The sequence below is a fragment of the Vibrio sp. 10N.261.51.A4 genome (assembly GCF_041471945.1).
GTDB classification, from domain to species: domain Bacteria; phylum Pseudomonadota; class Gammaproteobacteria; order Enterobacterales; family Vibrionaceae; genus Vibrio; species Vibrio crassostreae_C.
This window is the reverse complement of record NZ_JBFRPJ010000101.1, coordinates 14,285-38,585: the sequence shown is the minus strand read 5'-3', so window position 1 is coordinate 38,585 and position 24,301 is coordinate 14,285. Positions and strand designations below refer to the sequence as shown.

Genomic DNA, 24,301 nt, shown 5'->3' with positions numbered 1-24,301 from the left:
ATACAAAAAGAGCACCTCATTAGGTGCTCTTTCACTTTTACTTCCCGATATTTTTTAGCTCTAAGGAGCTAACAGTAATTAGCCTTCTAGTAGACTATTACCATTGATAGCAATCTTACGTGGTTGCATCGCTTCTGGGATTTCGCGTTCGAGGTCGATGTGAAGAAGACCATTTTCCATGCTTGCACCTACCACTTTTACGTAGTCAGCCAGTTGGAATTTACGCTCGAAATCGCGCTCTGCGATACCTTGGTATACGAAGGTTTTCTCTGCTTCTGCTTTACGCTCACCTTTCACAATTAGCATGTTCTCTTTCTGAGTCAGATCTAATTGATCATCAGCAAAACCAGCGACTGCCATAGTAATACGGTAGTTGTTCTCGTCTTTTTGCTCGATGTTGTATGGAGGGTAACCGCCAGAAGAGTTCTTCGATGTATTCGCTTCCATCATGTTGAATAGACGATCGAAGCCGATTGCGTTGCGGTAAAGTGGAGTGAAATCTACAGTTCTCATAATGCTATCCTTTTAGTAAGCAATAGTCTTAGCTGCGAATTTTACTTGGATCTAACCTGTGTGTGACCCAGTAAACAGCTAAGAGATTCAATTCGCATTCCTCGGGTTTCACCTCTATTGGCGACAACGCTGGGACATGGCAATGAATCAATTTTTAAGTTGTGTGCTGCCAAAGTTATCCTCTATTGAGCGATACTTCGTTAGCGGTAATGAAGGCTCTGTTTCTTCTCTTGTAGAGCAAGACAGTCATCCTCTTCACAAATAGATATATGGATTGAGCAAAATAGTTTCAAGGGGTTATTTTCAATTATTTTTGCAACTCAATATTTTTCAATATCTTACAAACATAAAAAAGCACCATCCAAAGGATAGTGCTTTTTTATGATTTTAGTTTTTTGAGACGAAGCTATTTGGCTTTAGTTCAAGGAAGAGGCGCGGAGCATACGAATGTATGTGAGCACCTCTGACACAGAAATTAAGCCAAAGAGCGAAGTATCAAAGAGACTAAACGTCTAGGTTTGCTACTTTCAGTGCATTCTCTTCGATGAAGTTACGACGAGGTTCAACTTGGTCACCCATTAGCGTCGTAAACAACAAATCAGCACCAACAGCGTCTTCAATTGTTACTTGCATCATACGGCGAGTTTCAGGATCCATCGTGGTTTCCCAAAGTTGATCAGGGTTCATCTCACCTAGACCTTTGTATCGCTGTAGGCTTAGACCACGACGAGACTCTTTCACTAACCAGTTCAGAGCATCAACGAAGCTAGAAACTTCTTGAGTACGCTCACCACGCTTAATGTAAGCGCCTTCTTCAATCAAGCCATCAAGAGCTTCAGAAAGATCCGCTAGCTTACCAAACTCTTTAGAGTTAATAAGATCGATGCTTAGTAGGTGTTCATGAGTCACACCATGAGTACGAACCACAATCTTAGGAACGCTTAAGCCTAGCTCTTCGTGTTTTTCAACTTCAAGGCTGTATTGGCTTGCACCTACTTCTTTCGCGTTTAGCTGTTCAACAAGCTGCTTACCCCAAGCTTCAACTGCCGCGTCATCATGACACTGCTCGGCCGTTAGACGAGGAACGTAAATCAGTTCGTGAACCAATGCGCGTGGGTAACGGCGGCTCATACGATCAACAAGCTTGATGCCTGCATTGTATTGCTGAACAAGCTTCTCTAAACCTTCACCTGCAAATGCTGGCGCTTCAGGGTTTACGTGCAGTTCTGCGTTGTCTAAAGCCAAAGATACTTGATACTGGTTCATCGCATCTTCATCTTTAATGTACTGCTCTTGCTTACCTTTCTTCACTTTGTAAAGTGGCGGTTGAGCAATGTAGATGTAGCCACGTTCAATCAGCTCTGGCATTTGACGGTAGAAGAACGTCAGTAGCAGGGTACGGATGTGAGAACCATCGACATCGGCATCGGTCATGATGATGATGTTGTGGTAACGCAGTTTATCTGGGTTGTATTCGTCACGACCAATACCACAACCAAGAGCGGTGATTAGCGTTGCTACTTCTTGAGAAGACAGCATTTTATCGAAACGTGCTTTCTCTACGTTAAGGATTTTACCTTTCAGCGGTAGGATTGCTTGGTTCTTACGGTTACGCCCCTGCTTAGCTGAACCGCCAGCAGAGTCTCCTTCCACAATATATAGTTCAGACAGTGCAGGATCTTTTTCCTGACAGTCAGCAAGCTTACCAGGAAGACCCGCTAAATCTAATGCGCCTTTACGACGAGTCATTTCACGAGCTTTACGCGCTGCATCACGAGCACGTGCTGCATCAATAATTTTAGAACAAACTGTTTTCGCTTCACCTGGGTTCTCAATAAGGAACTCAGACAACTTCTCACCCATTGTAGATTCAACGGCAGACTTCACTTCTGAAGAAACCAGCTTATCTTTAGTTTGGCTTGAGAACTTAGGATCAGGCACTTTAACAGAAACAATCGCCGTCAGACCTTCACGAGCATCATCACCAGAGGTCGCAGTCTTCGCTTTCTTAGAGAAGCCTTCCTTGTCCATGAAGCTGTTCAGAGTACGCGTTAGCGCCGCACGGAAACCTGCTAAGTGAGCACCACCATCGCGTTGAGGGATGTTGTTGGTGAAACAGTAGATGTTTTCTTGGTAGCCGTCATTCCACTGCATCGCAACTTCAACGGTAATACCGTCTTCGCGCTCAGAGTTAAAGTGGAAGATTTTTTGGATGATTGGCGTTTTGTTAGTATTAAGGTGTTCAACAAACGCTTGGATACCGCCTTCGTATTCGAAGTGATCCATTTTGTCTTCTTCGCGCTCGTCAATTAGCTTAATTGATACACCTGAGTTCAAGAATGATAGCTCACGTAGACGCTTAGCTAAAATGTCGTAATGGAACTCGATGTTAGTGAAGGTTTCTTCACTCGGCCAGAAACGAATCTCTGTACCTGTTTTATCCGTGTCACCGATAACCGCTAGTGGCGCTTGAGGCTCACCGTGGCTGTAGGTTTGAGTGTGGATTTTGCCACCGCGGTGGATAGTAAGAGTAACTTGCTTAGAAAGTGCGTTAACTACTGAAACACCAACACCGTGCAGACCACCAGATACCTTGTACGAGTTATCATCGAACTTACCACCAGCGTGAAGAACCGTCATGATTACTTCGGCTGCAGATACGTTTTCTTCTGGGTGCAATTCTGTTGGAATACCACGGCCGTCATCGCTCACAGACACAGAACTATCTTCATGGATAGTTACAATGATGTCATTACAGTGACCAGCTAGCGCTTCATCAATAGAGTTATCTACCACCTCAAAAACCATGTGGTGCAGACCGGTACCATCATCCGTGTCGCCAATGTACATTCCAGGACGCTTACGTACCGCATCCAGACCCTTCAGTACTTTAATACTCGATGAATCGTAATTATCTGACATAGTTACTCTCTGACTAATTATCCTTGCTCTATTTTGCCATGTTCCACATGAAACATCCTGCTATTTTCGTCATGCATATCTGCAATCTGATCAGCGGTAATAGAGCTTACAAAAACTTGAGCCTGGGTCGCCTTTAAACACTCAGCAAGACGTGCTCGGCGTTGGCTATCTAATTCGGAAGCGAAGTCATCTATCAAATAGATGCACTGCTTACCTGTCATTTGAGTGAGGTGTTGCCCTTGTGCTACTCGTAGCGCGCACACCATCAACTTCAATTGACCTCGTGACAAGACATCTTCCACTGGAGTGCCGTTCACTTTTATCTTCAGATCCGCTTTGTTTGGCCCACTAAAGGTGTAACCAAGCTGCTGATCCCTTTCAAAATTCTTTTCTAATATATCGGCGTACGGGGTGTCTTTGTCCCAGCCACGATAGTAGTTAATCTTTATCTCAAACTCAGGAAGGAAGGTCGCACAGATTTCTTCGGCGACTTCTTTGAGCTGATCAACGTAGGTGGCACGCCACTGACTGATGCTTTCTGCTAAACGGGCCAATTCTTGGTCCCAATAGCTCAGCTCTCGATAGTGCGTTGCCGTTTTCAATAAGGCGTTTCGCTGCTTATTGAGGCGCTTTACCCTGCCCCACGCATCATAAAAGCCCGACTCACTGTGGAAGACTCCCCAATCAATGAATGCTCGGCGATGCTTAGGTCCATCGGTTAGTAAATCAAACCCTTCAGGGTGAATCAACTGCAAAGGTAAGACTTGAGCTAACTGAGCCAACTTTTGCCCAGTTTGACCGCTTATTTTAACCTCTGTCGTGCCATCGCGCTGCTTATTAATGCCAATTGGCAGCTCAAATTGATCCGAGGTCATAAAACGGCCATGTACAAACAGCTCACTACACTCGTTTTGTATGATACGACCGGTAAGTGAACTCTTGAATGAGCGACCATGTCCGAGCAGATACACAGCTTCAAGGACACTGGTTTTGCCGCTTCCGTTAGCCCCTATAAGAAAGTTAAAGCCTGATGACGGTTGAATGTCACAGGCTTCAATATTTCTAAACTGCTTAACGATTAAGCGCGATAAAGGCATAACGTCTTCATATTAATCTTCAATCACGACTCGGTAGGTCAACATAGGGCTGCTTATAAGCGAATTGGCATAACAACGTACATCGCGCTGTCATCTTGTGCGTTCTCGATAAGAGCACTCGCATTGGCGTCTGACATTGAGATGCGAACCTGTTCACAACGCAGTGTGTTCAGAACATCCAATACGTAGCTTACGTTGAAGCCAATCTCTAGCGCGTCACCGTCGAAGTTAACATCGAGTACTTCTTCTGCTTCTTCTTGCTCTGGGTTGTTCGCGGTAATGCGCATCTCGCTATCCGCAAGGTTAACGCGAACACCACGGAATTTTTCATTCGATAGAATCGCAGCACGAGAAAATGCTGAACGTAATTCATCACAGCCAGCTTCAAGTGTCTTGGTGGTATTTTGCGGCATTACGCGGCGATAATCAGGGAAACGACCATCAACCAGCTTAGAAGTGAAGACATAGTTGTTCACTTCAGCTCGCACGTTAGAGTTACCAATTTGCAGTGTTACTGGCTGTTCAGGTGCATCCAATAGCTTCACTAACTCTTGAACACCTTTACGAGGAACAATGATCTGCTTCTGAGCAAAATCCGCACCCAGTTGTGCTTGAGATACTGCCATACGGTGACCATCGGTCGCTACGCTGCGCAGGATAGAGCCTTCAATCTCAAACAACATACCGTTGAGGTAGTAACGAACATCTTGGTTCGCCATTGAGAATTGTGTTTTCTCGATAAGACCGCGAAGTTCAGCTTGTGTCACTGACACTTCAACTTCACTGCTCCAGTCTTCAATATTTGGAAAATCTGCCGCAGGTAATGTTGCTAAAGAGAAGCGGCTACGACCAGAGCGAACCTGAATACGGTCACCATCCAATACCACCGTGATCACTGAGTTATCTGGCAATCCACGGCAGATATCTAGGAATTTACGTGAAGGTACGGTAATGCTACCCGCTTCGAAATCACCTTCAAGCGTTACACGGCTGATCAGTTCAACTTCTAGATCCGTCGCTGTCATCGACAACACGTTATCTTCTACTTTAATCAGTAGGTTTCCTAGAATTGGAAGCGTTGGCCTGCCACCGAGTGCGCCAGATACTTGTTGTAATGGCTTAATCAGGTGACTACGTTCAATGGTAAATTTCATATCTTGCTCTTACGGTCTAAATGGCACTGCGTAATAGTACGTGGCCAAGATTCTGCTTATTAAGGTTAAGAATACTGTGTATTAAGAAGAAAGGGTACGAATCAAGTTCGAATAATCTTCTTTAATGTCGTGGCTCTCTTCACGCAGCTGAGCAATCTTACGACAAGCATGCAGTACCGTCGTGTGGTCACGACCACCGAATGCATCGCCAATCTCAGGCAAGCTGTGGTTTGTTAGCTCTTTCGCCAGTGCCATCGCCAATTGACGTGGACGAGCAACAGAACGAGAACGACGCTTAGACAATAGATCAGCGACTTTGATTTTGTAGTACTCGGCAACTGTCTTTTGAATGTTATCAATAGTGACCAGTTTTTCTTGCAGTGCAAGTAGGTCACGCAGTGCTTCACGCACGAAGTCGATCGTGATCGGGCGGCCAGTGAAGTTTGCATTCGCAATAACACGGTTCAATGCGCCTTCCAGTTCACGAACGTTAGAGCGTAGACGCTTGGCAATAAAGAACGCCACTTCATCCGCAAGGTGAATTTGGTGGTCTTCGGCTTTCTTCATCAAGATCGCAACACGTGTCTCAAGCTCTGGTGGCTCAATCGCTACCGTCAAACCCCAGCCGAAACGAGATTTAAGACGATCTTCTACCCCGTTGATCTCTTTTGGATAACGGTCAGACGTTAGGATGATCTGTTGATTGCCTTCAAGCAGCGCGTTAAAGGTATGGAAGAACTCTTCTTGAGAACGCTCTTTATTAGCAAAGAATTGGATGTCATCGATAAGCAATGCATCAACACTACGGTAGTAGCGCTTAAATTCTTCGATCGCGTTGTTTTGCAGAGCCTTTACCATATCCTGAACAAAACGCTCTGAGTGCATGTAAACCACTTTCGCATTCGGCTTATTATCAACAATGGCGTTACCCACCGCATGCAACAAGTGCGTTTTACCTAAACCAGTGCCGCCGTATAGGAACAACGGGTTGTAGGCTGTACCTGGGTTATCAGAAACCTGACGTGCCGCAGCCAAACCGAGTTGGTTCGACTTACCTTCAACAAAGTTATTGAACTTATGTTTTGGGTTCACGTTTGAGCGGTGATTCAAGTCAACCGCGACAGGCTCTTCATCACGCCAGATATTATGGACAGGTTTGCGAGCTTGTAATTGCGCAGGTGCTGATGACTCAGCGGCCACATCAGCTGCAGTGCGAGTCTGAGTTGGTGTCGGTGTCGCAGGCTTTGGTGCAATCACACGCTTGCTTCCCACTTCAAAATGAAGATGTGGGATATCGTTACCGCAATATTCTTGCAGCAGACGGTTAATGCTATTTAGATACTTATCACGAACCCAATCGAGTACGAAACGGTTCGGTGCAAATAGAGTTAGAGTATTGTCATTGAGTTCCGCTTGTAACGGACGAACCCACATACTGAATTCTGTAGCTGGTAACTCTTCTTGAAGCTGTTGCAAACACTGCAACCAAAGCGAAGATGACACGGTGCCCTCACTCTATTTAAAGTAATATGAAATGACCGCTAATTTTACCTGTTGATAAGTCAGATCACCAGCAATTGATCACAGATCCAGTGAATAAGATCCAAGTTATTCACAATAAATTTGTAATTTATCGGTGGATCCACACATCTTGCCCCTAATTTACTCACACAATGATCCACTTATGCCCGGATCCTTGCTAGTTATCCCCAAATCGGGAATTCAATCTGGTTATGGTTAATAACATCTGGTTATTTATTCTAGTGAGCATTTTCCCAGTAACATCCAAACCCATAAATATAAGGAGTTACCAAATGAATAACTGGATTAAGGCTGCAATTGCGGCTATCGCACTCTCTGCTGCTACTGTTCAAGCTGCGACTGAAGTTAAAGTCGGCATGTCTGGTCGCTATTTCCCGTTTACGTTCGTTAAACAAGACCAGCTACAGGGTTTTGAAGTGGATTTATGGGATGAGATCGGTAAGCGTAACGATTACAAGGTTGAATACGTAACGGCAAACTTCTCTGGTCTGTTTGGTCTTCTTGAAACGGGTCGCATCGATACCATTTCAAACCAAATTACAATGACGGATGCACGTAAAGCGAAATACCTATTCGCAGACCCATACGTAGTAGACGGCGCACAAATTACCGTTCGTAAAGGTAATGACAGCATTAAAGGCATCGAAGACCTTGATGGCAAGACGGTTGCGGTAAACCTAGGCTCAAACTTTGAACAACTGCTTCGCAGCTACGACAAAGATGGCAAGATCAATGTAAAAACCTACGATACAGGTATTGAACATGACGTGGCACTGGGTCGTGCCGATGCATTCGTAATGGATCGCCTATCAGCACTAGAGCTTATCAAGAAGACTGGTCTACCATTACAACTAGCAGGTCAGCCATTCGAAACAATTGAAAACGCTTGGCCTTTCGTCGACAACGATAACGGCAAAAAACTGCAAGCAGAAGTAAATGAAGCATTAGCAGCAATGCGCGCAGATGGTACGCTAGAAAGTATCTCTCAGAAATGGTTTGGTGCGGACATTACTCAGAAGTAATTACTCACTTTCTCCATTCAAGGCCCACTGCTTTATACAGCGGTGGGCTTTTTGCTTTTGTGCACTGATTAAAAAACCTGATACAACAGTACTTACATATAGAACAACACTGCCAATAAAAATACGAGATAGATTATGGGATTTGACTTTAATTACATGCTAGAGCTGTTGCCAATACTACTGAAGTATTTAGGCACCACGATGGAGATGGCGACCTGGGGCTTGTTCTTTGCTCTGATCCTGTCTCTGATACTGGCGAATATTCGTGTATTCAAAATCCCAGTGCTCGACCAACTGAGCCAGCTGTACATTAGCTTCTTCCGAGGCACACCACTGTTGGTGCAGCTGTTCCTCCTTTATTACGGCTTACCACAAGTCTTCCCGTGGATGGTTGGGTTGGATGCCTTCAGCGCCGCTGTGATTGGCTTAACCCTGCACTTTGCCGCGTATATGGCAGAAAGTATTCGTGCCGCGATTATCGGTATTGATCGCAGCCAGATGGAAGCCAGCCTTTCGGTCGGTATGACAACCAGCCAAGCGATGCGCCGAGTGATCTTACCGCAAGCAACTCGCGTGGCACTGCCGTCGTTGATGAACTACTTCATCGATATGATCAAGTCGACTTCACTTGCCTTCACCCTAGGTGTCGCCGAAATCATGGCTAAAGCTCAGATGGAGGCTTCTTCAAGTTTCCGCTTCTTCGAGGCTTTCTTAGCAGTCGCACTGATTTACTGGGGCGTGGTGGTTATCCTCACTCGTATTCAAATTTGGGCCGAAGTGAAACTGAATAAGGCGTATGTACGATGATCAAATTACAAAATATCCACAAGCAGTTTGGTGACACCGAAGTTTTGAAAGGGATCGACCTAGAAATCATACAAGGTGAGATAATTGTCATCATAGGTTCAAGTGGTACGGGTAAATCTACCCTACTGCGTTGTGTGAATTTTCTAGAGCAAGCCGATCAAGGCACGATTTCGATTGATGATATCAAGGTTGATACTCAGAAACACACTAAGGCAGAGGTGCTTGCACTGCGTCGTAAGACCGGTTTTGTGTTCCAAAACTATGCACTGTTCGCTCACCAAACCGCGAGACAGAATATTGCTGAAGGTTTAATTACCGTTCGTGGTTGGAAAAAACAGCAAGCCCATGAAAAAGCACAACAAATACTTGATGATATTGGCTTAGGTGACAAAGGTGATAGCTACCCAGCCGCGCTCTCTGGTGGCCAGCAACAACGGGTGGGTATTGGCCGTGCAATGGCACTACAACCCGAGCTTTTACTGTTTGATGAGCCGACTTCAGCGCTCGATCCTGAGTGGGTTGGCGAAGTGCTTAACCTAATGAAAAAACTGGCAAATCAGCATCAAACCATGCTGGTGGTTACCCATGAAATGCAGTTCGCGAGAGAGGTCGCAGACCGAGTGATCTTCATGGCTGACGGTCATATTATCGAGCAGGGATCTCCACAGGATATTTTTGGTAATCCACAGGATCCTAAATTAAAAAAATTCTTAAATAAGGTTGGGATCGACTAAGGATCCTTGTGATTTTAGTTATTCTACGTATAATCCCCCGACCGGAATTTTAGTTAACCCAATCATTGACACTTTTTGTGACAGTGATTACAATTCCGCCTCTTTGTTGAGAGGCGTCGGTTTTCCTTTCTTATATAAAGAAGAGAAAAAATGCCCACGCCGGGTTTAACAAAAACCTAAAACTACTGATCAGTAAGGTAATTACAATGAAACGCACTTTTCAACCTACAGTTCTAAAGCGTAAGCGTACTCACGGTTTCCGTGCTCGCATGGCTACTAAGAACGGTCGCGCAACAATCAATGCACGTCGTGCAAAAGGCCGTAAGCGTCTTTCTAAGTAATCTTTGATTATTTTGAATAAGCTAGCCTTCGGTCGGGAGTTACGCTTGTTAACTCCCGAACATTATCAAAATGTCTTCAAGCAAGCTCATCGAGCTGGCTCCCCTCATTTCACCATCATTGCCCGAAATAACTCTCTTTCAAATCCTCGTCTTGGATTAGCCGTTCCGAAAAAGCAGATTAAAACCGCCGTGGGTCGTAACCGATTCAAGCGTCTTACTCGTGAAAGCTTTCGTAACACTCAACACAAACTTCCTAACAAAGATTTTGTTGTAATCGCTAAGAAGAGCGCGCAAGATTTAAGCAATGAAGAAATGTTCAAGCTACTCGACAAATTATGGCTTCGCCTGTCTCGCCCTTCGCGTGGATAGCGCTAATACCCATCTATTTTTATAGATGGTTTATTAGTCCACTCATCGGCCCACGCTGCCGATTTACTCCAACCTGCTCTTTATATGCGATAGAAGCGTTGAAAGCTCACGGTTTTGTAAAAGGGTGTTGGTTATCAGGCAAACGTCTATTAAAATGCCATCCTTTGAACGAAGGGGGCTTTGACCCCGTTCCACCAGTCCAAAAACAAGACAGAGATAAATAACGATGGATTCTCAACGTAATATCCTGTTAATCGCATTGGCTTTGGTTTCTTTCCTACTGTTCCAACAATGGAACGTAGCTCAGAATCCAGCACCACAAGCGGTTGAGCAGGCACAATCTGGCAGCACCCTACCAGCGCCATCTTATGCAGATGATCTAGACCCGGCTCCTGGTCAAGTTGCTTCTTCTGCTAAAACTATCACAGTAACAACTGATGTACTGACTCTGTCAATTGATACGGTTGGTGGTGATGTCGTTAAAGCAAACCTAAACGATTACTCTGCTGAGTTCGATTCTGAAGATACGTTTGTTCTTCTTAAAAACGAACCAGGTCACCAATTTATCGCACAAAGCGGTCTAGTGGGTCCTCAAGGTATCGATTTAAGCAGCACAAACCGCCCAAGCTACACAGTTTCAGCAGACAGCTTCACGCTTGCTGATGGTCAGGATGAACTACGCATCCCGATGACTTACCAAGCGAACGGCCTTGATTACACGAAAACATTCATCCTTAAGCGTGGCAGCTACGCAATGGATGTTGAATACGATGTAGTCAACAACTCTGGTAACAACGCGACATTCGGCATGTACGCTCACCTGCGTCAGAACGTAATGGATGACGGCGGTAGCCTAACAATGCCAACTTACCGTGGTGGTGCTTACTCTACGGAAGATACGCGTTACAAAAAATACAGCTTCGACGACATGCAAGATCGCAACCTGTCTCTTAACCTAGCAAACGGTCAAGGTTGGGCAGCGATGATTCAGCACTACTTTGCAAGTGCATGGATCCCACGCGACGAAGCAGGCAGCAACCTTTACACTCGTGTAATTGGTAACCTTGGCGACATCGGTGTTCGCATGCCGAACAAAACCATCGCTACTGGCGACGAAGCAAACTTCAAAGCAACGCTTTGGGTTGGTCCTAAACTTCAAGACCAAATGGCTGCTGTTGCACCTAACCTAGACCTAGTAGTTGACTACGGTTGGTTATGGTTCATTGCTAAACCACTTCATACTCTGCTTTCGTTCATTCAAGGCATCGTTGTGAACTGGGGTCTGGCAATCATCTGTCTAACTTTCATCGTTCGTGGTGCTATGTACCCACTAACGAAAGCTCAGTACACGTCTATGGCGAAAATGCGTATGCTTCAGCCTAAGCTGACTGCAATGCGTGAGCGTATCGGCGACGACCGTCAACGCATGAGCCAAGAAATGATGGAACTTTACAAGAAAGAGAAAGTAAACCCACTAGGTGGCTGTTTACCTATCCTTCTGCAAATGCCTATCTTCATTTCGCTATACTGGGCACTAATGGAGTCTGTTGAACTGCGTCACTCACCGTTCTTCGGTTGGATTACTGACCTTTCAGCACAAGACCCATACTACATCTTGCCACTTCTGATGGGTGCTTCAATGTTCCTAATCCAGAAGATGAGCCCGACAACTGTAACGGATCCAATGCAGCAGAAGATCATGACCTTTATGCCGGTTATGTTCACATTCTTCTTCCTGTTCTTCCCTTCAGGTCTGGTTCTATACTGGCTAGTATCGAACATCGTAACTCTGATTCAGCAAACGCTTATCTACCGCGCGCTGGAAAAGAAAGGCTTACATTCTAAGTAAGTTCGATAATAGAAAGAGACAAAGAAAGGCGACCAAAAGGTCGCCTTTTTGTTTTTAGCTGATTACAATTCAGCTAATTGATTAATCGTGAGCGCCCCTTTTTGGCTTTCACATGCTAGCAGGCACAACTATGACTACAGATACGATTGTTGCTCAAGCGACTGCACCCGGCCGTGGCGGCGTCGGTATTATTCGCGTTTCAGGCCCACAAGCAGCCCAAGTTGCGCTTGAAGTTACCGGCAAAGTACTGAAACCACGTTACGCTGAGTACACCCCTTTTAAATCTCACGATGGTTTAGAGCTAGACCAAGGCATCGCGCTTTACTTTCCTAACCCGCACTCGTTTACCGGTGAAGACGTTTTAGAGCTGCAAGGCCACGGTGGTCCTGTGGTAATGGATATGCTCATCAAGCGCATCCTCGCTATTCCTGGGCTACGCGCAGCACGCCCAGGTGAGTTCTCGGAGCGTGCCTTCTTGAACGACAAGATGGATTTAACCCAAGCAGAAGCGATTGCTGACCTCATTGATGCCAGTTCAGAAGAAGCGGCGAAATCAGCTCTGCAATCGTTGCAAGGTGAGTTCTCGAAACGCATTAATACGCTGGTGGACTCTCTGATTCACTTACGCATCTATGTTGAAGCCGCTATCGACTTCCCAGAAGAAGAGATTGATTTCCTTGCTGACGGTAAAGTAAGTGCTGACTTACAAGCTATCATCGACAACCTCGAAGCGGTTCGCCAAGAAGCCAATCAAGGTGCCATCATGCGTGAAGGTATGAAGGTGGTGATTGCAGGTCGTCCTAATGCCGGTAAGTCGAGCTTACTGAATGCATTATCGGGTAAAGACTCCGCGATTGTGACTGATATTGCAGGTACAACCCGTGATGTACTTCGTGAACATATCCATATTGATGGTATGCCACTGCACATTATTGATACCGCAGGCCTGCGTGAAGCCTCGGATGAAGTCGAAAAAATCGGTATTGAACGCGCTTGGGAAGAAATTGCTCAAGCCGATCGCGTTTTATTTATGGTCGATGGCACCACTACCGATGCAACCGACCCGAAAGATATCTGGCCAGATTTCGTTGATCGTCTGCCGAATAACATCGGAATGACCGTGATTCGTAACAAAGCCGATCAAACCGGTGAAGATCTCGGGATTTGCCATGTTAATGATCCAACTCTGATTCGACTATCAGCAAAGACGGGACAAGGCGTTGATGCACTACGTAATCACTTAAAAGATTGCATGGGCTTTGCTGGTGGCAATGAAGGTGGCTTCATGGCACGTCGTCGCCACTTAGATGCCCTAGAACGCGCATCTGAGCATCTAGATATTGGCCAGCAACAGCTCGAAGGCTATATGGCAGGGGAAATCTTGGCAGAAGAACTGCGTATAACGCAGCAACACCTTAACGAGATTACTGGTGAATTCAGTTCCGATGACCTACTCGGCCGTATCTTCACCTCTTTCTGTATTGGTAAATAACCTTTAAAGGCCGGCTCATGCTGGCCTTTTTCTTTAGTAAGGACAGCTTAATGATCCACATTATTACAGGCAGCACCTTAGGTGGTGCAGAGTACGTTGGCGATCACCTTAATGATCTTCTTGAAGAGCAAGGCCACGAGATCACCCTTCATAATCAGCCTGAATTCGATGATATTCCCCAACAAGGCTTTTGGTTGCTGGTGACTTCAACTCATGGTGCGGGTGAATTTCCAGATAATATTAAGCCGTTTATCGACGCATTGACCCAGCAATCTCCAGATTTAAGCCCGGTTCGCTTTGCTGTCGTGGCGCTTGGTGATTCGAGTTACGATACCTTCTGTTTGGCGGGAAAATCAGTCCACAGCCAGATGAAAGAGCTCGGTGCTCAGCCTATTTCTGACTGTTTTACCATCGATGTATTGGAAACTCCGGTACCAGAAGACGCAGCAGAAGCTTGGTTCAACGATCATAGCGACCAGTTTTAACCTCTCTCCTCTCTCAAAAAGCGGCTTATGCCGCTTTTTTTGTCTCTGAACATCGTGATTGTGAATAACTTTTTTTCAAAAACATCGAAAATTAGCGATCTATTTTCAATTTCTGCTGTGGATAAGATCATACATATACGGTGATTAACCTATAGTTATCCAAATAACAAGTTTTAGGCTAATTTCCTCCTGTGAATAAGTAGCCATTTTGATCCCAGCTAATCCTCATCCTGATCAAAGTTAGATCACATCATTTGATCCAAAAAAGATCCATGATCTCGTTGATCATTTCCGACTTATCCACAGATACCCTCGATCCTAATAATAGATCTAATAAAAGATCTCCTTAAAGATCTTATCTATATTAATTAAAAACAGCTTTTTCGAAAAATCCCAAAAACGTTTTCTCAGGCTATGAAAACAGGTAGAATATCGCTCCTTTTTATCAATCTAGAAAACGTTTGAATACCTGAGGTCGGTTCATGCTTTATCACGAAAAATTTGACGTCATCGTTGTTGGTGGTGGCCATGCAGGAACGGAAGCCGCACTCGCATCTGCACGTACTGGTCAAAGTACGTTATTACTTACTCATAATATCGATACACTAGGACAAATGTCTTGTAACCCAGCCATTGGCGGGATCGGTAAGGGCCACTTGGTAAAAGAGGTCGATGCAATGGGTGGATTAATGGCGCAAGCTATTGATCATGCAGGTATTCAGTTCAGAACATTGAACGCATCAAAAGGCCCTGCGGTTCGTGCTACTCGTGCACAAGCTGACCGCGCACTGTACAAAGCCTTTGTTCGTAACGTTCTTGAAAACACGCCAAACCTGACTTTGTTCCAACAGTCGGTTGATGACTTGATCGTTGAACAGGATCAAGTGGTAGGTGTGGTAACGCAGATGGGCCTTAAGTTCCGCGCAAGCGCTGTGGTTCTGACTGTGGGCACATTCCTAGGCGGCAAGATCCATATTGGTATGGAAAGTTCTTCAGGTGGCCGTGCTGGTGATCCACCATCGATCGCACTGGCTGACCGTCTTCGTGATCTTCCATTCCGAGTTGATCGCCTGAAAACAGGTACTCCTCCTCGTATCGATGCGCGTAGCGTTGATTTTTCTGAGCTTGAGGTTCAGCACGGTGATAACCCGACGCCTGTTTTCTCGTTCATGGGCAGCCGAGCTCAACAACCTCGTCAAATTCCATGTTACATCACGCATACCAATGAAAATACGCATGACGTAATTCGTGCCAACCTTGATCGCAGCCCTATGTACGCGGGTGTGATTGAAGGCATTGGCCCTCGTTACTGCCCTTCGATTGAAGACAAAGTAATGCGTTTTGCTGACAAGAACAGTCACCAAATTTTTATTGAGCCAGAAGGTCTAACGACTCACGAGCTATACCCGAATGGTATCTCTACCAGTCTGCCGTTTGATGTACAGGTTCAAATTGTTCGTTCGATGAAGGGCTTTGAAAATGCTCATATCGTTCGCCCTGGCTATGCGATTGAGTACGATTTCTTTGATCCTCGCGACCTTAAGCTGACTTACGAAACTAAGTTTATCAAAGGTCTATTCTTTGCGGGTCAAATCAACGGTACCACTGGCTATGAAGAAGCGGCTGCACAAGGCTTGATGGCCGGTCTGAATGCAAGTTTGTTTACTCAAGGCAAAGAAGGCTGGAGTCCACGTCGTGACCAAGCTTACATGGGCGTGCTTATCGACGACCTATCTACCATGGGTACCAAAGAACCTTACCGCATGTTTACGTCTCGCGCGGAATACCGTCTGCTGCTTCGTGAAGACAACGCCGATATCCGCTTGACTGAAAAGTCGCGTGAACTTGGCCTTGTTGATGACGCTCGTTGGGCTCGTTTCAACGAGAAGATGGAAAACATGGAGAAGGAGCGTCAACGTCTGAAAGAGACTTGGATTAATCCAAAATCTGAAGATATTGATCAACTGAACCAAATTCTGAAAACACCAATGTCTCGTGAAGCGAGCGGTGAAGATCTTCTTCGTCGCCCTGAAATGACTTATTCACAGTTAACCGCATTGGATCGTTTTGGTCCTGCACTGGAAGATCAACAAGCGTCTGAGCAAGTTGAGATCCAAGTGAAGTACGATGGTTACATTCAGCGTCAACAAGACGAAATTGAAAAATCACTGCGTCATGAAAACACCAAACTGCCTGCTGATATCGATTACAGCAAGGTAAAAGGACTTTCTAACGAAGTGGTTCTTAAACTAACGACAGCTAAGCCTGACTCAATTGGTATTGCTTCGCGAATTTCAGGTATCACACCTGCAGCAATCTCAATTCTGTTGGTTTACTTGAAAAAACACGGCCTGTTGAAAAAAGGTGAGGAAGCATAATGAGCGCATTACGCGAAAAACTGGATCACCTTATTGGCCAGACTGAACTTGAAGTATCTGAAAAACAACGTGGCCAGTTGGTTGGCTACGTTGAGTTACTGAACAAGTGGAACAAAGCTTATAACCTAACATCAGTTCGTGACCCACAAGAAATGATGGTGAAACATATCTTAGATAGCATCATTGTTAGCACTCACTTACAAGGTAAGCGCTTTATCGATGTGGGTACGGGACCTGGTCTTCCTGGGATTCCGCTCTCAATCATGAATCCAGACTGCGAGTTTTACTTGCTAGACAGCCTAGGTAAGCGTATTCGTTTTATCAAACAGGTGATTCATGAGCTGGGTATCGACAACGTGGTACCGGTTCAAAGTCGCGTTGAAGAATTTCAACCAGAAGAAAAGTTTGATGCAGTGCTCAGTCGTGCATTTGCGTCAATGACAGACATGGTAGAGTGGTGTCACCATTTACCTAAAGAGCAATCCGGTGTATTTTTGGCTCTTAAGGGACAACATCCTAGAGACGAAATCGACCTGTTACCTGAATGGTGTTCAGTGACAGACATTAAAGCTTTGCAAGTGCCAGAGCTTGATGGAGAGCGTCATCTAGTTACTTTATCGCGTCAGGGATAATCAGCGAGGCCATAGTGGGTAGAATCGTAGCAATTGCCAACCAGAAGGGTGGCGTAGGAAAAACAACAACTTGCATTAATTTAGCAGCATCAATGGCGGCAACAAAACGCAAGATATTGGTTGTTGACCTCGATCCTCAAGGTAATGCCACTATGGCGAGCGGTGTCGACAAGTATCAAGTTGAAGCAACAGCTTACGATTTGTTGGTTGAAGACACCCCATTTGATGAGGTGGTTTGCCGGAGTACATCTGGCAATTATGACCTCATCGCCGCGAACGGTGATGTTACTGCGGCAGAAATCAAGCTGATGGAAGTGTTTGCTCGTGAAGTTCGTTTAAAAAATGCACTCGAACCCATTCGCAATAACTATGATTTCATCTTTATTGATTGTCCGCCCTCATTAAACCTTCTTACAATCAACGCGATGGCTGCGGCCGACTCCGTATTGGTTCCTATGCAATGTGAATACTTTGCTTTGGAAGGTTTGACTGCATTGATGGATACCATCAGTAAGCTAGCGGCTGTTGTAAACGAGAACCTGAAGATCGAAGGTCTTCTGCGTACTATGTACGATCCTCGCAACCGCTTATCGAACGAAGTATCTGATCAACTCAAAAAACACTTTGGTAGCAAAGTCTACCGAACTGTGATCCCTAGAAATGTGCGTCTGGCAGAAGCCCCGAGTCACGGCAAGCCAGCAATGTACTACGACAAATATTCCGCAGGAGCTAAGGCTTACCTTGCTCTTGCTGGCGAAATGTTGCGTCGTGAAGAAGTCCCAGTATAGGTCCAACCAAAGGAATTCGCTCAATGTCTAAGCGTGGTTTAGGAAAAGGGCTAGATGCATTGCTTGCAACTAGCTCATTGGCTCGTGAAAAACAGCAAGTTGCTTCTCATAGTCAGGCGTTGTCGGCTGATGGTGAGCTTATTGAACTGGCTGTTGGTTGCTTGAAGCCTGGTGTATATCAACCGCGTAAGGATATTGCGCCTGAAGCGCTAGAAGAGCTGGCAGCATCAATTCAATCTCAAGGCATTATCCAACCGATCGTAGTTCGCCCATTGGCGCACGACCAGTTCGAGATTATTGCTGGTGAACGTCGTTGGAGAGCGGCTCGTCAAGCTGGCCTTAAACAAGTGCCATGTTTGGTCAAGAGAGTCGAAGACAAAGCCGCTATCGCGATGGCGTTGATTGAGAATATTCAGCGTGAAGATCTGAATGTTATCGAAGAAGCACAAGCGCTAGAGCGACTACAGAACGAATTTGAGCTGACACACCAACAAGTCGCTGATGTAATCGGTAAATCGAGAGCTACGGTGAGTAACTTATTACGTCTAAATCAGCTCGAAAATGAAGTAAAAGGTTTAGTTTCCAATAAACAACTGGAAATGGGGCATGCTCGAGCACTGCTTGCGCTTGAAGGTGATACCCAGGTTGAAGCAGCAAACACTGCGGCAACCAAAAAAATGACCGTGCGTCAAACTGAGCAACTTGTCAAAAAGTGCTTAAAACCAGACGTTGAAGGTGAATCGAAGCCTGAAGACACAGAAGCTATCGAACTTTCACGAAGACTCACGGAAAAATTGCAAGCAAACGTTTCAGTTACTCGTTCTGTTAGCGGTAAGTCAAAAGTGACAATTACTCTTGATGAGCCTCACAAATTAGAGCAACTTATTGCTAAACTAGAGTACTAAATGAGATAATTGATTTAGGTCAATTATGTAATAAACAAGTAATTTCGTACAAAAGTTGTAGGTTTGTATGCAAAAATGTAAATGATTGCTGCATTGTTATTGCAATCAATTTGGCTGAACGTATAATTTTCGCCAATTTCTCAGCACGCTTTTAAGCGAGTAGTAAAGAAGGCTTAAAAGAGGAACGAATACATGGTAGCGGCGTTAGCAAGACCAGGACGAGTGCTTGCAAAGCAAATGTTATTGATCGAGCTTAGCGCGGTTATATTAGTGGCGATAGGGTTAGGTTTAGCTGTTAATCCTGATTGGGGTTTTGCTGCATTAATCGGTGGCGGTATTTTTGTCATCGCAAATGCAGTTTTTTGTGTGTGTGCTTTCCTATTTAGTGGAGCTCGCGCAACTAAGTTAGTTGCGGCGTCGTTCTATGCAGGCGAAGCGCTAAAAATCCTTATCACAGTTCTACTATTCTCTATTGTCTACATGTATATGCAGGTGGAATTAGTTCCCCTCAAACTGACCTATTTACTGGTTCTAGGTATTAATATCTTTGCGCCAGTGCTTTTCATTAACAATAAAAAATAGGATGAGTTATGGCTGCGCCAACAGCATCCGGATACATTGAGCACCACTTACAAAACCTTTCTTTAGCTAAGTTTGGTCTTGTAGAGGAGACAAGTTTCTGGAACGTACATATAGACAGTCTGTTTTTTTCGGTGTTGACAGGGATGTTATTCCTTTGGGTTTTTCGCTCAGTCGCTAAGAAAGCAACAGTAGGTGTACCTGGTAAGCTTCAGTGTTTTGTTGAAATGGTAGTTGAATTCGTTGATGGCAACGTTAAAGACACTTTCCATGGCCGCAACCCTCTGATTGCTCCATTAGCACTGACTATATTCTGCTGGATTATTTTAATGAACTTGATGGACTTAGTGCCTATCGATTTCTTACCATATCCTGCGGAGCATTGGCTAGGTATCCCTTATTTGAAAGTGGTTCCTTCAGCTGATGTTAATATAACCATGTCAATGGCCTTAGGTGTTTTTGCTCTGATGATCTACTACAGCATCAAAGTAAAAGGCTTAGGTGGATTCGCCAAAGAACTTGCTTTACATCCATTTAATCACCCAATCATGATCCCGTTTAACCTACTGATTGAAGTGGTATCGCTACTCGCGAAGCCTCTATCACTTGGTATGCGTCTATTCGGTAACATGTTCGCAGGTGAGGTTGTATTCATTCTTTGTGCGGCAATGCTACCGTGGTATTTACAATGGGTAGGCTCTCTACCTTGGGCTATCTTCCATATCTTGGTTATTTTGATTCAAGCATTTGTTTTCATGATGTTAACAATTGTTTATTTATCAATGGCCCATGAAGATGGCGATCACTAAAAATTTTTAAGTTTTATTCTAACTATTAATGTTAATCGGAGAACGTAAATGGAAACTGTACTAAGTTTTTCAGCAATCGCTGTTGCTATTATTGTTGGTCTTTGTGCCGTAGGTACTGCAATTGGTTTTGCTATTCTTGGTGGTAAATTCCTAGAAGGCGCTGCGCGTCAACCTGAAATGGCTCCAATGCTACAAGTTAAGATGTTCATCATCGCTGGTCTACTGGATGCTGTTCCAATGATCGGTATCGTAATCGCACTACTATTCACGTTTGCTAACCCATTTGTTGGTCAACTAGCAGGCTAATTAACTGTTAATTAGTTAATTAAATTTTTGTAGTTGATTCTTAACGAGGGGTAGCTGTTGTGAATATGAACGCAACTCTGTTAGGTCAAGCAATTGCTTTTTCTATGTTTGTTTGGTTCTGCATGAAATATGTATGGCCACCAATCATGCAAGCAATTGAAGAGCGTCAGAAAAAAATTGCTGACGGTCTAGTAGCCGCTGAACGCGCTGCTAAAAACTTGGATCTAGCACAAGCCAACGCTTCTGACCAATTGAAAGAAGCGAAGCGCACCGCAACTGAGGTTATTGAACAGGCAAATAAACGCAAGGCTCAAATTATTGATGAAGCTCGCGAAGAGGCTCAGGCAGAACGCCAGAAAATCTTAGCGCAAGCGGAAGCCGAAATTGAAGCTGAGCGCACACGTGCCCGTGATGACCTGCGCAAACAAGTCGCAACTCTGGCAATTGCTGGTGCTGAGAAAATCCTTGAGCGTACAATCGATAAAGATGTACACGATGATCTTCTTAACAACATTACTGCAAAACTTTAAAGCAAGGGGCTGTATATGTCTGATTTGACTACAATCGCACGCCCCTATGCTAAAGCAGCGTTTGACTTTGCGGTAGAGAAAGGTGAGCTAGACCAATGGGGTCAGATGCTTACTTTTGCTGCCGAAGTGGCACAAAATGATGATGTTCACAATTTCTTAAGCAGCTCTCAAACTGCTGAAAAATTAGCTGAAGTATTCATTGTAATTTGTGGCGAACAATTTGATGAATTCGGCCAGAACTTGATAAAAGTAATGGCAGAGAATGGCCGCTTAATGGCTTTTCCTGATGTTTGCAAAGAGTTCTTATTGCTCAAACAAGAGCACGAGAAAGAGATCGACGTTGAAGTCACTTCAGCGGTTGAACTTTCTAAAGAACAACGCGCAGAGATCAGCAGCAAATTGGAACAGCGCTTAGCGCGCAAAGTTCAGCTGAATTGCAGTATAGATGAGACTCTACTTAGTGGAGTTATTATTCGAGCCGGAGACCTAGTCATCGATAACTCAGCGCGCAGTCGTTTAGACCGCCTGAGCGATGCATTGCAGTCTTAATGGGGATTGGAGCATGCAACTTAATTCCACTGAAATTAGCGATCTAATTAAACAACGTATTGAATCTTTCGACGTTGTTAGTGAAGCTCGCAATGAAGGTACTATCGTTTCGGTAAGCGATGGCATCCTTAGCATTCACGGCCTAGCGGACGTGATGCAAGGTGAAATGATTGAACTACCGGGTGGCCGTTACGCGCTAGCACTTAACTTGAACCGTGATTCGGTTGGTGCTGTTGTAATGGGCCCATATGCTGACCTACAGGAAGGCATGAAAGTTACAGGTACGGGTCGTATTCTCGAAGTACCAGTAGGTCCTGAAATGCTTGGTCGTGTGGTAAACACGCTAGGTGAGCCAATTGATGGTAAAGGTCCTATTGATGCGAAATTGACTTCGCCTGTAGAAATTATCGCACCAGGTGTAATCGACCGTAAATCGGTAGATCAACCTGTTCAAACTGGTTACAAGTCAGTTGACTCAATGATCCCTATCGGTCGTGGTCAGCGTGAACTTATTATCGGTGACCGTCAGACTGGTAAAACAGCGATGGCGATCGATGCGATTATTAACCAAAAAAATTCTGGTATTTTCTCTATCTACGTTGCAATCGGCCAAAAAGCGTCGACTATCGCTAACGTAGTTCGCAAACTAGAAGAGCACGGCGCACTAGCAAACACTGTTGTTGTTGTTGCATCGGCTTCTGAATCTGCAGCGCTGCAATACCTTGCACCGTATGCTGGTTGTGCGATGGGTGAATACTTCCGTGATCGCGGTGAAGATGCACTGATTGTTTATGATGATCTATCTAAGCAAGCTGTCGCTTACCGTCAGATCTCACTACTGCTTAAGCGTCCACCAGGTCGTGAAGCGTTCCCTGGTGATGTTTTCTACCTTCACTCTCGTCTACTAGAGCGTGCTGCTCGTGTAAGCGAACACTACGTAGAAGAATTCACTAAAGGCGAAGTGAAAGGCAAGACGGGTTCTTTAACTGCTCTTCCTATCATCGAAACGCAAGCTGGTGACGTATCTGCATTCGTACCGACGAACGTAATCTCGATTACCGATGGTCAGATCTTCCTACAAACTGAGCTATTCAACGCGGGCGTACGTCCAGCTGTTGACCCTGGTATCTCAGTTTCTCGTGTAGGTGGTTCGGCGCAGACTAAAATCATCAAGAAGCTATCTGGCGGTATCCGTACTGCTCTAGCTCAATACCGTGAACTTGCAGCATTTGCTCAGTTCTCTTCGGATCTTGATGAAGCGACTAAGAAGCAGCTAGACCATGGTCAAAAAGTTACAGAACTGATGAAGCAGAAGCAATACGCTCCTATGTCTGTATTTGACCAAGCTCTAGTAATCTTCGCTGCAGAGCGTGGATACCTTCAAGACGTTGAACTTTCTAAAGTTCTAGACTTTGAAGCTGCTTTACTGTCGTTTGCTCGTGGTCAATATGCCGATCTAGCAACACAGATCGACACAACGGGTGCTTTCAATAAAGAAATCGAAGCTGAGCTGAAGAAGCTTGTTGACGATTTCAAGGCAACCCAGACCTGGTAATTGGTAGGTGGTCTTAGGGCCACCTCATACCATTAACGGAGAGTAACGATGGCCGGCGCAAAAGAGATACGTAATAAAATCGGTAGTGTTAAAAGCACACAGAAGATTACGAAAGCAATGGAAATGGTAGCAGCTTCAAAAATGCGTCGTTCTCAAGACGCAATGGAAGCTACTCGTCCATATGCAGAAACAATGCGTAAAGTGATCGGTCATTTGGCTAATGGTAGCCTCGAGTATAAGCATCCTTATCTTGAGGAACGTGAAGCCAAACGTGTTGGTTACATCATCGTTTCTACAGACCGTGGTCTTTGTGGTGGTTTGAACATTAACTTGTTCAAAAAAGCCATGAACGACATGAAAGATTGGTCTGAGAAAGGTGCTGACGTTGAACTTGCAATTGTAGGTTCAAAAGCGACAGCATTTTTCAACAACAGCGGCGCGAAAGTAGCAGCTCAAGTTTCTGGTCTGGGCGATCGCCCAAGCCTTGAAGACTTGATTGGCTCTGTAAGCGTTATGCTGAAGAAATATGATGAAGGCGAATTGGATCGCCTGTTCGTAGTGTTCAACAAGTTTGAAAACACTATGGTACAAGAACCAACGATCGATCAATTACTTCCTTTGCCTAAATCAGACAGCGAAGACATGAAACGCGATCATGCTTGGGACTACATTTATGAGCCTGAGCCAAAACCACTACTAGATGCACTACTGGTTCGCTACGTCGAATCTCAAGTATATCAAGGTGTGGTCGAGAACCTTGCTTGTGAGCAAGCGGCTCGAATGATTGCTATGAAATCAGCAACAGATAACGCTGGTGACATTATTGATGACTTAGAACTTGTGTACAACAAAGCGCGTCAAGCGGCAATTACACAAGAACTTTCTGAGATCGTTTCAGGCGCAGCTGCGGTTTAAGCTTAGGTAAAACTAAATAGTTAGAGGA

26 protein-coding genes are annotated in these 24,301 nt (G+C 44.9%); 21 read left to right on the top strand and 5 right to left on the bottom strand.

Annotated elements, in window-relative coordinates:
- Positions 1–78: 78 nt before the first annotated feature.
- Positions 79–513, bottom strand: coding sequence for an Hsp20 family protein (locus AB4384_RS21150; RefSeq protein WP_009848140.1), 435 nt, complete (start codon positions 511–513; stop codon positions 79–81).
- 142 nt (positions 514–655) lie between these two features.
- Here AB4384_RS21150 and AB4384_RS21145 point away from each other — a divergent pair, with 142 nt between their 5' ends.
- Positions 656–778, top strand: a complete 123-nt coding sequence (locus AB4384_RS21145) for a hypothetical protein (protein ID WP_267869012.1) — start codon at positions 656–658, stop codon at positions 776–778.
- Between the two features lie 239 nt (positions 779–1,017).
- Here the strand turns inward: AB4384_RS21145 and gyrB are convergent, their stop codons facing one another.
- The 4 genes from gyrB to dnaA form a co-directional block, all read right to left on the bottom strand.
- Entirely contained in the window at positions 1,018–3,435 is a 2,418-nt protein-coding gene (gene gyrB / locus AB4384_RS21140; RefSeq protein WP_017058811.1) for a DNA topoisomerase (ATP-hydrolyzing) subunit B, read from the bottom strand.
- A gap of 17 nt (positions 3,436–3,452) precedes the next feature.
- A complete protein-coding gene (gene recF, locus AB4384_RS21135; protein WP_017058810.1) occupies positions 3,453–4,532 on the bottom strand; it encodes a DNA replication/repair protein RecF in 1,080 nt (359 codons plus the stop codon).
- 53 nt (positions 4,533–4,585) lie between these two features.
- The gene (gene dnaN, locus AB4384_RS21130) at positions 4,586–5,686 is read right to left on the bottom strand and encodes a DNA polymerase III subunit beta (RefSeq protein ID WP_017058809.1); all 1,101 of its coding nucleotides are present in this window, start codon (positions 5,684–5,686) and stop codon (positions 4,586–4,588) included.
- Between the two features lie 81 nt (positions 5,687–5,767).
- Positions 5,768–7,189 (bottom strand): chromosomal replication initiator protein DnaA, encoded by a 1,422-nt coding sequence (dnaA, locus tag AB4384_RS21125; protein WP_017058808.1) that lies wholly within the window; start codon positions 7,187–7,189, stop codon positions 5,768–5,770.
- Between the two features lie 311 nt (positions 7,190–7,500).
- On the opposite strand from dnaA, the gene AB4384_RS21120 reads away from it, so the two are divergent.
- The 20 genes from AB4384_RS21120 (at position 7,501) to atpG (ending at position 24,273) form a co-directional block, all read left to right on the top strand.
- Positions 7,501–8,250 (top strand): amino acid ABC transporter substrate-binding protein, encoded by a 750-nt coding sequence (locus tag AB4384_RS21120; protein ID WP_009848135.1) that lies wholly within the window; start codon positions 7,501–7,503, stop codon positions 8,248–8,250.
- 135 nt (positions 8,251–8,385) lie between these two features.
- Complete coding sequence (locus AB4384_RS21115) at positions 8,386–9,057, top strand: amino acid ABC transporter permease (protein WP_009848134.1); 672 nt, start codon at positions 8,386–8,388, stop codon at positions 9,055–9,057.
- Positions 9,054–9,791, top strand: a complete 738-nt coding sequence (locus AB4384_RS21110; RefSeq protein WP_102321085.1) for an amino acid ABC transporter ATP-binding protein — start codon at positions 9,054–9,056, stop codon at positions 9,789–9,791. The genes AB4384_RS21115 and AB4384_RS21110 overlap by 4 nt, the downstream gene beginning before the upstream one ends.
- A gap of 206 nt (positions 9,792–9,997) precedes the next feature.
- Positions 9,998–10,132, top strand: a complete 135-nt coding sequence (gene rpmH, locus AB4384_RS21105) for a 50S ribosomal protein L34 (RefSeq protein ID WP_004735800.1) — start codon at positions 9,998–10,000, stop codon at positions 10,130–10,132.
- A gap of 45 nt (positions 10,133–10,177) precedes the next feature.
- Positions 10,178–10,501: a ribonuclease P protein component gene (gene rnpA / locus AB4384_RS21100; protein ID WP_017055478.1), complete on the top strand. Its 324-nt coding sequence runs from the start codon at positions 10,178–10,180 to the stop codon at positions 10,499–10,501.
- Positions 10,468–10,725, top strand: a complete 258-nt coding sequence (gene yidD / locus AB4384_RS21095) for a membrane protein insertion efficiency factor YidD (protein WP_004735802.1) — start codon at positions 10,468–10,470, stop codon at positions 10,723–10,725. Before rnpA ends, yidD begins: the two co-directional genes overlap by 34 nt.
- Before the next feature lie 2 nt (positions 10,726–10,727).
- The gene (gene yidC, locus AB4384_RS21090; RefSeq protein ID WP_017058806.1) at positions 10,728–12,350 is read left to right on the top strand and encodes a membrane protein insertase YidC; all 1,623 of its coding nucleotides are present in this window, start codon (positions 10,728–10,730) and stop codon (positions 12,348–12,350) included.
- A gap of 130 nt (positions 12,351–12,480) precedes the next feature.
- The gene (gene mnmE / locus AB4384_RS21085) at positions 12,481–13,842 is read left to right on the top strand and encodes a tRNA uridine-5-carboxymethylaminomethyl(34) synthesis GTPase MnmE (RefSeq protein WP_029235098.1); all 1,362 of its coding nucleotides are present in this window, start codon (positions 12,481–12,483) and stop codon (positions 13,840–13,842) included.
- 50 nt (positions 13,843–13,892) lie between these two features.
- Positions 13,893–14,327 carry an FMN-binding protein MioC gene (gene mioC / locus AB4384_RS21080; protein WP_017058804.1) on the top strand — a complete coding sequence of 145 codons (435 nt, stop codon included), beginning with the start codon at positions 13,893–13,895 and terminating at the stop codon, positions 14,325–14,327.
- A gap of 482 nt (positions 14,328–14,809) precedes the next feature.
- On the top strand, positions 14,810–16,705 hold the full coding sequence (gene mnmG / locus AB4384_RS21075) for a tRNA uridine-5-carboxymethylaminomethyl(34) synthesis enzyme MnmG (protein WP_017058802.1): 1,896 nt from the start codon (positions 14,810–14,812) through the stop codon (positions 16,703–16,705).
- Positions 16,705–17,337, top strand: coding sequence for a 16S rRNA (guanine(527)-N(7))-methyltransferase RsmG (gene rsmG / locus AB4384_RS21070; protein ID WP_017058801.1), 633 nt, complete (start codon positions 16,705–16,707; stop codon positions 17,335–17,337). Before mnmG ends, rsmG begins: the two co-directional genes overlap by 1 nt.
- Before the next feature lie 14 nt (positions 17,338–17,351).
- A complete protein-coding gene (locus AB4384_RS21065; protein ID WP_029235097.1) occupies positions 17,352–18,125 on the top strand; it encodes a ParA family protein in 774 nt (257 codons plus the stop codon).
- 23 nt (positions 18,126–18,148) lie between these two features.
- Positions 18,149–19,030 (top strand): ParB/RepB/Spo0J family partition protein, encoded by an 882-nt coding sequence (locus tag AB4384_RS21060; RefSeq protein WP_017058799.1) that lies wholly within the window; start codon positions 18,149–18,151, stop codon positions 19,028–19,030.
- 192 nt (positions 19,031–19,222) lie between these two features.
- Complete coding sequence (locus AB4384_RS21055; protein ID WP_017058798.1) at positions 19,223–19,612, top strand: F0F1 ATP synthase subunit I; 390 nt, start codon at positions 19,223–19,225, stop codon at positions 19,610–19,612.
- Between the two features lie 8 nt (positions 19,613–19,620).
- The gene (gene atpB / locus AB4384_RS21050) at positions 19,621–20,418 is read left to right on the top strand and encodes a F0F1 ATP synthase subunit A (protein WP_017058797.1); all 798 of its coding nucleotides are present in this window, start codon (positions 19,621–19,623) and stop codon (positions 20,416–20,418) included.
- A 48-nt stretch (positions 20,419–20,466) separates the two neighbouring features.
- A complete protein-coding gene (atpE, locus tag AB4384_RS21045; RefSeq protein ID WP_004411110.1) occupies positions 20,467–20,724 on the top strand; it encodes a F0F1 ATP synthase subunit C in 258 nt (85 codons plus the stop codon).
- A gap of 59 nt (positions 20,725–20,783) precedes the next feature.
- Positions 20,784–21,254, top strand: coding sequence for a F0F1 ATP synthase subunit B (gene atpF / locus AB4384_RS21040; protein ID WP_032545592.1), 471 nt, complete (start codon positions 20,784–20,786; stop codon positions 21,252–21,254).
- 15 nt (positions 21,255–21,269) lie between these two features.
- Positions 21,270–21,803, top strand: a complete 534-nt coding sequence (gene atpH, locus AB4384_RS21035) for a F0F1 ATP synthase subunit delta (RefSeq protein ID WP_017058795.1) — start codon at positions 21,270–21,272, stop codon at positions 21,801–21,803.
- Between the two features lie 13 nt (positions 21,804–21,816).
- Positions 21,817–23,358, top strand: coding sequence for a F0F1 ATP synthase subunit alpha (gene atpA / locus AB4384_RS21030; RefSeq protein ID WP_102321083.1), 1,542 nt, complete (start codon positions 21,817–21,819; stop codon positions 23,356–23,358).
- Between the two features lie 48 nt (positions 23,359–23,406).
- On the top strand, positions 23,407–24,273 hold the full coding sequence (gene atpG, locus AB4384_RS21025; protein ID WP_017058793.1) for a F0F1 ATP synthase subunit gamma: 867 nt from the start codon (positions 23,407–23,409) through the stop codon (positions 24,271–24,273).
- The last annotated feature ends 28 nt before the right edge of the window (positions 24,274–24,301 follow it).